Here is an 11,791-nt window from a genome sequence, read left to right on the forward strand (position 1 = left end):
AGTTCCTCCAGTTTGGTGCCGGCACAAAGCAACACGGCTCGCCCTCAACCCAAAAGCGACCGCATCGTGATCGATATATACTAATGGTAGATGAACCAGGTGCGGTCGGTTGTAGATATCCGAAAATCCTGGCGCTGTTGCCGAGCCACGATTTTGGGCTCCGGATGCAGGCGCGGCCGCTCCCGTCGCGCCAATCCGCATGTGTCAGTCCATATGCGCGGCTGGCGCGCCGCCCGCCGGCGCTGCCTTCGGCTTGCGCAGCAGGAAGACGAACGGGATGGCAAGCAGCGTCATCACCATCAGGATTTTGAAGTCGTTGACGTAGGAGATCATCATCGCCTGGATGTTGACCAGCCGATCGACCTGCGAAAGCGCCGCCGGATCGCCGCTCGCGGCCGCCGGCGAGGCCGCCCACAGATTGGGGTTGAACGGGTTTATGAAGGCCGAGAGCTCGGTGTGGTTGACCTGCGTGTTGCGCACCAGCAGAACCGTCACCACCGACACGCCGATCGAGGAGCCGAGATTGCGCACCAGGCTGAACAGCGCGGTGGCATCGGTGCGGTAGCGCGCGTCGAGCGTAGCGAAGGCAACCGTCGACAGCGGCACGAACACCATGCCCATGCCCAGGCCCTGGATGACGCCGGAGCTGAGGATCAGCCAGTTGTCCATCTGCGGCGAGAAGCTGGACATGGTGTAGAGCGATTGCGCGGTCAAAAGGAAGCCGATGACGACGAGGATCCTCGCATCGACCCTGTGCATGATGCGACCGACCAGCAGCATCGAAATCATCGTGCCGATGCCGCGGGGACCGATGACGACGCCGATGGTCATGGTCGGATAGCCGAAAATGTTCGCCAGCATGGGCGGCAGGAGCGACATCGAGGCCAGGATGAGCACGCCCATGACGAAGATGAACGCCAGGCCGGTCACGAAATTGCGGTCGAGGAATATCTTGGGATCGATGAAGGGATGCTCCGCCGTCACCGTGTGGATGGTGAACACCCAGAAGCCGGTGATGGCCAGGCCGAGCTCGATCCAGATCTCGACCGAGGAGAACCAGTCGACCTCGCCGCCGCGATCCAGCATCAGCTGCAGCGCGCCGACGCCGAGCGAGATCATGGCGAAGCCGAAGAAATCGAAGCTGCGCAGGCGCTTGGCGACGGCAGGCAGATAGGCGGCCATGCCGAGGAAGGCGAGGATGCCGACCGGCAGGTTGATGAAGAACACCCAGCGCCAATTGAAGTTCTCGGTCAACCAGCCGCCGAGTGTCGGGCCGAGGATCGGCCCCAGCATGATGCCGGCGCCCCAGATCGCCATCGCCTGGCCGTGGCGCTCCTTCGGGTTGATGTCGAGCAGGAAGGTCTGCGACAGCGGCACGATCGCGGCGCCGAACACGCCTTGCAGCAGCCGGAACAGCACGATCGTCTCGAGGCTCCAGGCCAGCCCGCAGAGCATCGAGAAAATGGTGAAGCCGACCACGGCGGTCAGGAACAGCTCCTTGCGGCCGAGCCGGTCGGCAAGCCAGCCGGTGACCGGCGTCATGATCGCCGCGGCGACGATGTAGGAGGTCAGCACCCAGTTGATGTTGTCCGGAGAGGCGCCGAGATCGCCGGTCATGGTCGGCAGCGCGACATTGGCGATCGTGGTGTCGAGCGCCTGCATGACGGTGGCCAGCATCAGCGCGACGGTGATCAGGCCGCGGTGCGGCACTTCCTTGAAGGGTTCTGGCGTGCTCATGATGCGGAACTTCCAGCAGGTAACAAAAACGTGTACACGAGGGTTTCCGGGCGGCGAGGCCTTCCATTGAAAGACCCTCATCGCGGTGGGACGCGACTATCGATGTGGGGGTTACATCGATCGAACGTCTCTCTTGATCGGACGCCTGCCGCCCGGAAACCTGAGGACCGAAGAGGCCTGTGTCGAAGGCTTCAGGTTTCGATCAGGCCGCGACGCGGCCCGGTCCAATCCCGGTCCTTCCCACTCCTCCCATCGGGCCAATCTGCCGTTTGCTTCCACCCGCCAGGTCCCGGCAGGATTCCGCCATTTGTCCATCCCAGCCGCCAAGGCGCCCGGGATCGTCTACTCGGCCGCCTCGCCGGCCGTGGCGTGGCCGAAGATCTTCGGCAGGCCGCGCGCCACACCGGTGTCGACGCTGACGGTGGCGCTCATGCCGGTGCGCAGCGCCATCTTGGCGTCGGGGTCGGTCAGTTCCAGGCGCACCGGAATGCGCTGGGTGACCTTGACCCAGTTGCCGGTGGCGTTCTGCGCCGGCAGCAGCGAGAACTCGGCCCCGGTGCCGGCGCCGATCGCCTTGACGGTGGCCTCGAAGGTCTTGCCCGGATAGGTGTCGACGACGATCTCCGCCTTCTGGCCCGGCTTCATATGGGTGAGCTGGGTTTCCTTGAAATTGGCGTCGATCCAGGTGTCGCCGGTCTCTACCAGCGAGAACAGCGGCGTGCCGACGGCGACATACTGGCCGATCTTGAACGAGGAGGCCTGGCTGATGACGCCGTCCGACGGCGCCGTGACCGTGGTCTGCGCCAGGTCATAGGCGGCCTTGTCGCGCGCGGCGAGCGCCGCCATCACCGTCGGGTGCTTGTCGGTCTCGATGTCGGGATTGCCGCCGAGCGCCGCCTTGGCGCTGATGATGCCCTGCTCCGCCACCGCCAGCTGCTGCCTGGCCTTGTCGAGATCGTTCCTCGCCTCGTCCAGCGACGACTTGGCGTTGATGCCCTTTTGGGCAAGGTCGGCGGCGCGGTCATATTGCGACTGCGCATAGGCGACTTCGCTGGTGTCGGACTTCTCCTGCGCCATCGCCTGGCTGTAGGCGGCGCGCAGCTGCTCGACATTGAGGCGGGCGGTGGCGACCGCCGCATCGGCCTGGGCGAGCACGATCCGGTAGGATTCGGGGTCGACCGCGAACAGCACGTCACCCTGCTTGACGAGCTGGTTGTCGGCGATGCCGACCTTGACGATGCGGCCCGCCGTGTCGGAAGCGATCGACACCTTGGCCTGCTGCAGATTGGCGTTCTCGGTCTCCTGGTAGCGGCCGCCGGTGACCCAGACGTAGGCACCGCCGGCAAGCAGCGCCGCGGGCAGCGCGACCATCAGGAGAAAGCGGCCGGCGCGGCGCTTCTTCTTCAGCGCCACCGCTGCCGGCTGCGGTGTTGGCGCTACCGACACCGGGGCAGCCGCCGGCGCCTCGGCGACCGGCTGCGCCGGCGCCTCCCTTTCCAGCCTGGTGACCTTCTCGTCCACCTTTACGACCGCGTTCATGCTGCTGTGCCTTCCGTATTCTTCATTTTCTCCAGGGCCGACGCTTCGCCGTCCGCGAGATTCTGCACGATCGCATCCAGCGCCCGGATCAGGACACGGCGATCTTCCGGCGACACGCCGACCAACGATTCCTCATAGACCTCGCCGGCGAGGCTCTTGACGTGGGCATAGGCCTCGCTCGCCTTGGCGGTCGGGAAGATCATGCGCACGCGCCGGTCGGTCGCGTCGGGACGGCGCTCGATCCAGCCGCCCTCCTCCATCCGGTCGACGAGGCGCGAGACGCTGATCGGCTCGATTTCGAGAAGCTCGGCGAGCCGCGCCTGCGCGACACCCGCCTCCTTGGCGACACGGACCAGAAGCCGCCACTGCGCCGAGGAAAGGCCGAAGCCGCTGGCGCGCGCCTCGAAGCGCTTGCGCATCAGGCGCTGCACGTCGTGGATCAGGAAGCCCAGTCTGTCGATGCCGTCGGAAACCATAAGCGGCATATATAATAAGCGTGCTTAGTATTCAAGGGACGGCTTGATCCAGAAGCCGGCAACAGTGCATGGCAGACCCGCGATGCGAGCATGGTTAGCGGTTGGTGAACGCGCGGATCGATGCCCGGCTGTTTCCGCGCCGCGCGGTTTGTTGCATAGATGCCGGGGCTCGACGCGGGGGGAATACGGGGGATGGCCGACATCTGGCAGGTGGGGATCGTTCCTGTGCCGATCCAGGGCGTTCTTGCCGCCGATGGCCTCGACAGGAGCCGTGTGATCTGGCTGCCGCCGCAAGGCTCGTTCCGCTTCATCGCCGACCCGTTCGGCCTTTGCCACGGCGATCGCTTCACCGTGCTGGTCGAAGCCTATGACTACCGGGTGAAGCGCGGCGAGATCCACTACTACAGCTACGACCGGGACTGGAGGCTGCGGGAGCGCGGCATTGCGCTGAAGGAACCTTTCCATCTCTCCTATCCGCAACTGATCCGGTCGGGCGAAGATATCTTCATGCTGCCGGAGGCCTATCAGAGCGGCCGGCTGACGCTTTATCGGGCGGTCGATTTCCCGAGGGCTTGGGAGCCGGCCGCGGTGCTGCTGGAAGAGCCGGCGGTCGATTCGACCGTCTTTCACCACCAGCAGCGCTGGTGGATGTTTCATGCGCTCTTCGGAGCGGACGGCAGGGACACCCGCGAGCTTCATGTCGCCTTTGCCGACAGCCTGACCGGCCCGTGGCACAGGCATCCGCAAAACCCGGTGCGCACGGGCCGCGCTTCGTCACGGCCGGCCGGCTCGCCCTTCCTGGACGGCGACAAGCTCTATTTCCCGACACAGGACTGTACGACCGGCTACGGCAGCGCCATCAACCTGCTCGGCATCGAGCGGCTGAGCCCTGGGGAATTTTCGGCAGACATCGTCGAGCGCCTGTCGCCCGACGGCTGGCTCGAAGGTTTCGACCAGGGGTTTCACACGCTTTCGGACGGCGGCGGCGTTACCTTGATCGACGTCAAGCGCATCGACCGCTCGCCGATGCGCCATCTGATCAAGCTGCAGCACTGGCTGCGCAAACGGCTGACTTGAGCGGCCGCAATCACAGCCGGTTGCGGATCAGCATGGTGACGACGAAGAACGCGCCGAGCGAGCCGGCGACGATGGCGCCCAAAGCGGGTCTCACCGAGTTCCCTTTTCACCCTCGCCTTTCGATCCAGGAACCATCATCATTTTTTCCACGGTAGATTGCCTCCGGCAGTTGCCGCTTTGTGCTGTCAACACCCGGCTTCGACGAGCCCGGCGGCGCGTGGATCGCCAAAACATCGGAAAATTTTCAGAAACCGTTCGGGATTTCGCGGGCCCGGAGACGCAAAAAGATCGGGCTGGAGAACGAAGGGCCGCAACGCCCGATCGCCCAGGCCACCGCATTTTCCCGGTCGACGCATCCTCCCGCGCGGCCGCAACCTTGGTCACGGAGACAACATGATTGCCGCACTCCTCCACAGGCCGCTGAGGCGCATCGTCGTCACCGCCGGCGTCAACCGGCTGCGGGAACATGAAAAAGTCCGTATCGTTGAAGGGGAAGAGAAATGAGCATGTCCAAGACCAAGGTCCTGATCGCCGGCGCCGGCCCGACCGGGCTGACGCTCGCGCTGTGGCTGACCAAGCTCGGCGTGCCGGTGCGCATCTTCGACAAGGCCGCGGCGCCCGGTGAAACCTCGCGCGCGCTCGCCGTCCAGGCGCGCACGCTGGAGTTCCACAGCCAGGTCGGCATTGTCGAGGATATCCTTGCCGAGGGTATTCGGCTCGAGCGGCTCACCCTACACACGCCGGCCGGCGTTGCGGCAAGGCTGCCGCTGTCGGATTTCGGCCGTGGCATCAGCCCCTATTCCTTTGCCTTCGCGCTGCCGCAGGATATCCACGAGCGTGTGCTGATCACGCATCTTGAGCGCGCCCGCGTCGAAGTCGAACGCGGCACCGAGCTCGTCGCTTTCCAGGACAAGGGCGACGCTGTCATTGCCACACTTTCCCGGAACGGCCGCACTGAGACCGTCAGCGCGGCCTATCTCGCCGGTTGTGACGGCGCGCGCAGCGCCGTGCGCCATGGACTGAACATCGGCTTCCCCGGAGGCACCTATGAGCAGGCCTTCTACGTCGCAGACGTGAAAGGCAGCGGCGAAATCACCCGCAACGGCATGGACACGACGATCAGCAGCTATGGTTTCGCGATCGTCATGCCGGTCCGGCAGTCGGGTTCGGTCAGGCTGATCGGCATCGTGCCGAAGGCGCATGAGGCGGACGAGACGATCACCTTCGAGGCGATCCGCGCCGATGTCGAGCGAGACACCGGCGTCAAGGTCGACGAGGTCAACTGGTTCTCGACCTACCGGGTCCATCACCGCGTCGCCGAGCGCTTCCGCGTCGGCCGCGTGTTCCTTGCCGGCGATGCCGGCCATATCCACAGCCCGGCCGGCGGCCAGGGCATGAACACCGGGATGGGCGATGCGGTGAACCTCGCCTGGAAGCTCGCCGCCGTGGTCCAGGGCCGCGCCGACGCGCGCCTGCTCGACAGCTACGAGCCGGAACGCATCGCCTTCGCCCGCAAGCTGATCGAAAGCACCGACAAGGTGTTCCGCTTCATCACCAGCCGCTCGCGGCTCGTCGGCCTGTTCCGGCGCTACGTGATGCCGAAGATCATGAATGTCGCGCTGCACACCTCGTTCGGCTCGCGCGCCTTCTTCGGCGTGATCTCGCAGGCGGCGATCGAGTACCGCTCCGGACCGATCAGCTCGGGCGCGGCCGGCAAGGTCAGCGGCGGCGACCGCCTGCCCTATGTCGTCGGCTCCGACGGCGACAATTTCGAGCCGCTGCGCTCGCTCGACTGGCAGGTCCATGTCTATGGCGAGGTCAATTGCGATTTCCGGGCGATGCTCGCGCCGGCCGGCGTTCCGATCCACGCCTTCGCCTGGTCCGAAGCCGCCGGTAAAGCCGGCCTGCAGCGTGACGGCGCCTATCTGGTGAGGCCCGACGGCCATGTCGCGCTCGCCTCGCCCGTGCAGGAGGCGGCCGCCTTCCAGCGCTACCTCGCGGGCCTCGCCATCAGGCCGAGGACGGGAGAGCGCGCGCCGTATCGTGTGGCCGGCACCATGCACAGCCTGGCCTGATTATTCGGCGCCCGCCTGAACCGCGGGCGCCGATGTGCTCATCGTCGGCTACGTCACAACAGCGGCGCGCTTTCTGTTCGTGGTTGCGCACATGGCGGCGCTGACGGGCTCGGCCCGGCTTGCCGCATCCTCCAACCAAACTTTGATCGACAACTTAAGGAGAGAGAAAATGCCTATGAAATCCATGAAGAAAATCCGCTCAATGGCCGCCCTGCTCGCCATCGGCATGGCCGCTGTCGAAATCATCGGAAGCACCGTGCCGGCCCTGTCGCTGGTCGGCGCGGCCGAGGCCCGCATCGGCCAGCCCTGGACGCCGCGCAGCGCCGCGGGCGTGGCGCGTCGCAACACGACATGGCGTGTGCTCAGGCACACCACCGCCTGGGTCGCGACCTTGCCGGTCGGCTGCGTCCGCACCAAGGTCAAAGGCTTCGACGTCTTGCGTTGCGGCGGCACCTACTACCGGGCCTATCAGGGCCGCTACATCGTGGTGGTCGTCGATTGAGGCGCCTCGGGCGCAACCTCGCCGAGGGCAAGCCTGACGCCCTCGGCGAGATGCTCGGCATCGGCGGGACTTTCGAACGGCACACCGCGCAGCGCATAGTCGAGCGGCGAGAAAGGATCTCCTTCCTCGATAAGAGCGATCTGCCGCCGCGCCTTCTCCATTTCGCCCATCTGGGCATAGCAAGCCGCCAGGCGTGTCCGGATCCACGGCGCCGGGCGCGTGGCCAATTCCAGCGCTTCCGCCGCCTGCCGGTATTCCCCCATCATGTAGAGCGCCAGCGCACGGTCGAACTGGTACCAGTGAGGGTGCAAGGGATCGATGCGGATGCCGCGTGCCAGCCAGGTCAGCGCCTCCAGCGGTCGGCCGCGCATGGTCAGCAGCATGCCCATCTGCTCGATGCTGTCGGCATCATAAGGGTTGAGCTGCAGCGCGATGCGCATGTGATGCTCGGCCGCCTCATGTTCGCGCATGTAGAGGCGGATCAGCGACTGCACGCGATGGCCGGTCGGCTGGTCCGGCGACAAGGCCAAGCCTTTGTCGGCAAGATCGCGCGCGTTTTGCAGCACCGCGTCGCTGGCGCGGCCGAACTCCCCATCCAGCGCCCGCGCCAGAGCGAGATAGGTGTAGGCCAGCCCGTAGTTCGGATCCTTGGCCACTGCCGCCTCGAACAGGGCCTCGGCGCCACGCTGGTCGGTCTGCGCCGGGTCGCGAAGCAGCGCAAAACCGCGCACCAGAAGTTCATAGGCGGCAAGGCTGGTCACCGGTTTGCGTGAAGCCTGTTCGAGACCGGCATTGGTGACGCGCGTGACCAGCCGGCTGACGATCTGCTCGACGATCTCCCCCCCGGTCGCGAACAGACCCGCCCCTTGCGACTGATAGCGGTCGCCCCAGAGCTGGCTGGCGGTCGCGATGTCGACGAGGCTGACCGCCACCACGACATGCTCGCCCTGCCGGCGCAGCGATCCTTCGACCAGGTAGTCGGCGCCGATGCGGGCACGGATCTGCGGCCACTCCGCGCGGCCGAACGAGGAGAAGGAAAAGCTCGAATTGCGCGCCAGCACGGTCACCGTGCCGAAGCGGGCGACGCCGTTGATGAGATCCTCGGCGAAGCCGTCGACCATCGCCTCGTCGGCCGGGTCACTGCTCTCGTTGCGGAAACGCACCACCGCCACGATCGGCTGCGCGCCGATCTCCGGCGCCGCCTCCGCCTCGGCGGCAAGCATGTAGCCGCGCTTGGACACGGTGCGCACCATGTCCTCACCCAGCACCTTGCGGATCTCGCGCACCGACTGGGTGAGCGAATCCTCGGTGACGTAGACACCCGGCCAAACGACATCCATCAGCTCCGATTTCGGAACCACGCGTCCCATGTTGCGGGCAAGGTGGGCGAGCAGCGCATAGGCTTTCGGCCGCAGGAACAGCGGCTCGTTGACGCCGCGCAGCGTCCCCATGGCGAGGTCCAGCGTGAACCCGCCAAATCGGAAAACCTGATCGGCCGCCACCGCGGTCATCGGGACACCCCTCTCCCCTGACACTGCGTATCATCATGCCCGCATCGATCCCACATCGAACGGGATGGACGAAACGCATTATTGCCCAGTGCGCAATTTGGATCAAACTGGCCGTCCGCGCAGGCGCTATCGTCGGCCGGCCAAATGCGAAAGGAGCCGCATGAACCCGACCGAGAAAGCGCTGTGGTTTGTCGAAAGCCATCTGCCGGAAGCTATCTCGCTCGACGACGTCGCGCAAAGCAGCGGCGTGTCGCGTTTCCACGTGACGCGCGCCTTCGGCGCCGCCACCGGCCGTTCGGTGATGGGTTATATGCGCGCACGCCGGCTGAGCGAGGCGGCGCGCAAGCTCTCCGGCGGCGCGCCCGACATCCTCGCGGTCGCGCTCGATGCCGGCTACGGCTCGCATGAGGCTTTCACCCGCGCCTTTCGCGACCAGTTCGGCACCACGCCGGAACTGGTGCGCGCGCAAGGCAACCTCGACACTCTCGATCTTGTGGAGCCGATCCTGATGGACCAGTCATTCCTGCCTTCGCTGGAGCCGCCGCGCTTCGAGACCAGCCGCCCCTTCTTCATCGCCGGGCTTGGCGAGCGCTACAGTTGCGAGACCAGCGCCGGCATCCCGATGCTGTGGCAGCGTTTCGGTCCCTATATCGGCAACATCCCCGGCGAGATCGGCGACGTTGCCTATGGCGTCTGCGTCAATGGCGACGATGCCGGCAATTTCGACTACATCGCCGGCGTCGAGGTCGCCGATTTCTCGGGGCTGCCGAAAGAGTTCTTCCGCGTACGCGTGCCGGCGCAGAAATACGCCGTCTTTTCCCACCGCGAACACATCTCGACCATCCGCCGCACCGTCAACACGATCTGGAACAAATGGCTGCCGGCCTCCGGCCACGAGGTCGCCGATGCGCCGGAGTTCGAGCGCTACGGCCCCGAATTCGATCCGCGCAGCGGCGATGGCGGGCTGGAGATATGGATACCGGTGAAGGGGTGAGGAGCTGTCCAGTTTTCTCGCAACGTCTTAGGTGGCATCTGAAGGGCCGAGGACTCGCAGGGCAAGAAGAATGAAATATTGAAGAAGACGTGATGTCGAAGCTGGCAACCTTCCTGGATACAAGTTACTTGATGGGAATTGCTTGGAATTGAATTTCAGGAAAGCATTGCAGCAATGACGCAGTCTCGAAACGCACGGGTCTGGGCCAGCCGCGCCTTCATGGACTCATCACGGATCAAGGGATTCACCGCTGATCGTTTGCCAACCGGAATGAACCTCGGCCAGATGGCCGAGTTGAATGAAACCGGCGAACGAATGTCGGCCGAGCATTTCCCGAAGGAGATATTCGCCAACTATCCGGACCGACGAGAAAAGAAGCAGGCGGACCTGGTGCTTGCCGCTGGCGCAGTGGTGGTTTCGGCGGCCTGCGCCGATGTGCTCAAGCAATTCGATCTCGGCCATTCCTCGCTCTATCCGATCAGGCTTTTCCAGCACGACCGCAAGACGCCAGTGGAGGGAGTGTATTTTTGTCTAAACATCGGCGAGCGCAAGGGTGCTTTCTTGCGCGAGCATTCGCCGCTGGTCGAGGAGTTTGGCGACAGGACTCTGATGATGCCGCCAAACCTTCATGACGATGAGGTTGCCGTCAGCCCGGCTGCCCTGGAGGGACCCGACCTGTGGGTTAGCCCGCCCCTGATCCGCATTTTCTTCCTGAGCGACCGGCTGACCCAAGCGCTGCGGGCGGCAAAAATGGGCAGGGTCTTTGGTTTTCGCGCCTGCCGCATTGTCGAAGTCTAGCCAGGTGTCATCTCGGGGGAAGACCTACAGTTCCAAATTCCAGGTCTGGCCGACCAAATCCTTGCCGAAGGAATGGTGGCGCACCTCTTCGGCGAGCTTGAAGCCGGCGGCCTCGTAGATGCGGCGGGCCGAGACGAGGATGTCGTTAGTCCACAGCGTCAGGGTCTTGTAGCCTTTGGCGCGGGCAAAACCGATGCATTCGTCGACAAGCCGCTTGCCGATGCCGAGGCCACGCGCGGACGGCTCGACATAGAGCAGGCGGAGCTTCGCCACCTCGTCCGACTTGCGCACGATGAAGACCGAACCGACGACTTCCGCTTCCCGCTCGGCGATCCAGGCGCGCTCCCATTTCGGGTCGAACTTCTTGACGAATTCAGCCAGGATTTCGGCGACCAGCGCCTCATAGGTTTCGTCCCAGCCATAGTCCTGCGCGTAGATGAGGCCCTGGCGACGCGTGACCCAGCCGATGTCACCCACCTGCAAAGGCCGCAAGATGTAGGGGACCCTGGGTTCCGGCTGATCGCCGAGCAGGCGCTGCACGATGCCCATCGCCTTGACCAGCCTGTCCTGCTCGGCCGGCGGAAGCTTGTCGAGCAAGGCCTGGACCTGCGCATGCGAGTCCTTGTTGAGCGGCGCGAAGGCATCCCTCCCCGCCTGCGTCAGCGCGATCGAGGAGCGCCGGGCGTCGGCTTCGCTGGCGGCGCGCTCGACCAGGCCGCGCTCCTCGAACTTCTTCAGGAGACGGCTGACATAGCCGGGGTCGAGGCCGAGGTCGCGCACCAGATCGCTGGCGACGAGGCCATCGCGATTGGCAAGCTCATAAAGCACCCGCGCCTCGGTCAGCGAGAACGGGCTCTTCAGCAGGCCTTCGTCGAGCAGGCCGATCTGGTGGGTATAGAAGCGGTTGAAGGCGCGCACGGCGTCGATGCGCTCTTTGGCGGGTGGGTGATGGATGGTCATGGCGCTTCTCCTGTCGAGGAGAAGATCATGCATTTAGTTGACTGAGTCAAGCAAATGCTGGTACCGATGCGTCTCACAACTTCGTCATTCTAGGGCGGAGCAAGGAGCGAAGCGACGCGCGC

10 protein-coding genes are annotated in these 11,791 nt (G+C 64.9%); 5 read left to right on the forward strand and 5 right to left on the reverse strand.

The window, feature by feature from the left end; genetic code table 11:
- Window positions 1-204: 204 nt before the first annotated feature.
- From JG743_RS20755 to JG743_RS20765, 3 genes are all read right to left on the reverse strand, one after another.
- Window positions 205-1,737: a DHA2 family efflux MFS transporter permease subunit gene (locus tag JG743_RS20755; RefSeq protein ID WP_202292628.1), complete on the reverse strand. Its 1,533-nt coding sequence runs from the start codon at window positions 1,735-1,737 to the stop codon at window positions 205-207.
- A gap of 342 nt (window positions 1,738-2,079) precedes the next feature.
- Entirely contained in the window at window positions 2,080-3,276 is a 1,197-nt protein-coding gene (locus JG743_RS20760) for an HlyD family secretion protein (RefSeq protein ID WP_202292629.1), read from the reverse strand.
- A complete protein-coding gene (locus JG743_RS20765) occupies window positions 3,273-3,752 on the reverse strand; it encodes a MarR family winged helix-turn-helix transcriptional regulator (protein WP_202302779.1) in 480 nt (159 codons plus the stop codon). Before JG743_RS20765 ends, JG743_RS20760 begins: the two co-directional genes overlap by 4 nt.
- A 192-nt stretch (window positions 3,753-3,944) precedes the next feature.
- Here JG743_RS20765 and JG743_RS20770 point away from each other — a divergent pair, with 192 nt between their 5' ends.
- From JG743_RS20770 to JG743_RS20780, 3 genes are all read left to right on the forward strand, one after another.
- A complete protein-coding gene (locus JG743_RS20770; protein ID WP_202292630.1) occupies window positions 3,945-4,829 on the forward strand; it encodes a glucosamine inositolphosphorylceramide transferase family protein in 885 nt (294 codons plus the stop codon).
- Window positions 4,830-5,329: 500 nt separating this feature from the next.
- Window positions 5,330-6,904, forward strand: coding sequence for an FAD-dependent monooxygenase (locus tag JG743_RS20775; protein ID WP_202292631.1), 1,575 nt, complete (start codon window positions 5,330-5,332; stop codon window positions 6,902-6,904).
- Between the two features lie 34 nt (window positions 6,905-6,938).
- Window positions 6,939-7,406, forward strand: coding sequence for a hypothetical protein (locus JG743_RS20780; protein ID WP_244672840.1), 468 nt, complete (start codon window positions 6,939-6,941; stop codon window positions 7,404-7,406).
- On the opposite strand, the gene JG743_RS20785 is transcribed toward JG743_RS20780, so the two are convergent.
- Window positions 7,382-8,917, reverse strand: coding sequence for a winged helix-turn-helix domain-containing tetratricopeptide repeat protein (locus JG743_RS20785; protein ID WP_202292632.1), 1,536 nt, complete (start codon window positions 8,915-8,917; stop codon window positions 7,382-7,384). The genes JG743_RS20780 and JG743_RS20785 overlap by 25 nt on opposite strands.
- Before the next feature lie 160 nt (window positions 8,918-9,077).
- On the opposite strand from JG743_RS20785, the gene JG743_RS20790 reads away from it, so the two are divergent.
- Entirely contained in the window at window positions 9,078-9,911 is an 834-nt protein-coding gene (locus tag JG743_RS20790) for an AraC family transcriptional regulator (RefSeq protein ID WP_202292633.1), read from the forward strand.
- Between the two features lie 138 nt (window positions 9,912-10,049).
- Entirely contained in the window at window positions 10,050-10,709 is a 660-nt protein-coding gene (locus tag JG743_RS20795) for a hypothetical protein (protein WP_202292634.1), read from the forward strand.
- Between the two features lie 24 nt (window positions 10,710-10,733).
- Here JG743_RS20795 and JG743_RS20800 read toward each other — a convergent pair whose 3' ends face one another.
- Complete coding sequence (locus JG743_RS20800) at window positions 10,734-11,669, reverse strand: bifunctional helix-turn-helix transcriptional regulator/GNAT family N-acetyltransferase (RefSeq protein WP_202292635.1); 936 nt, start codon at window positions 11,667-11,669, stop codon at window positions 10,734-10,736.
- Between the last annotated feature and the right edge of the window lie 122 nt (window positions 11,670-11,791).

Source organism: Mesorhizobium sp. 131-2-1 (assembly GCF_016756535.1).
GTDB lineage: Bacteria > Pseudomonadota > Alphaproteobacteria > Rhizobiales > Rhizobiaceae > Mesorhizobium.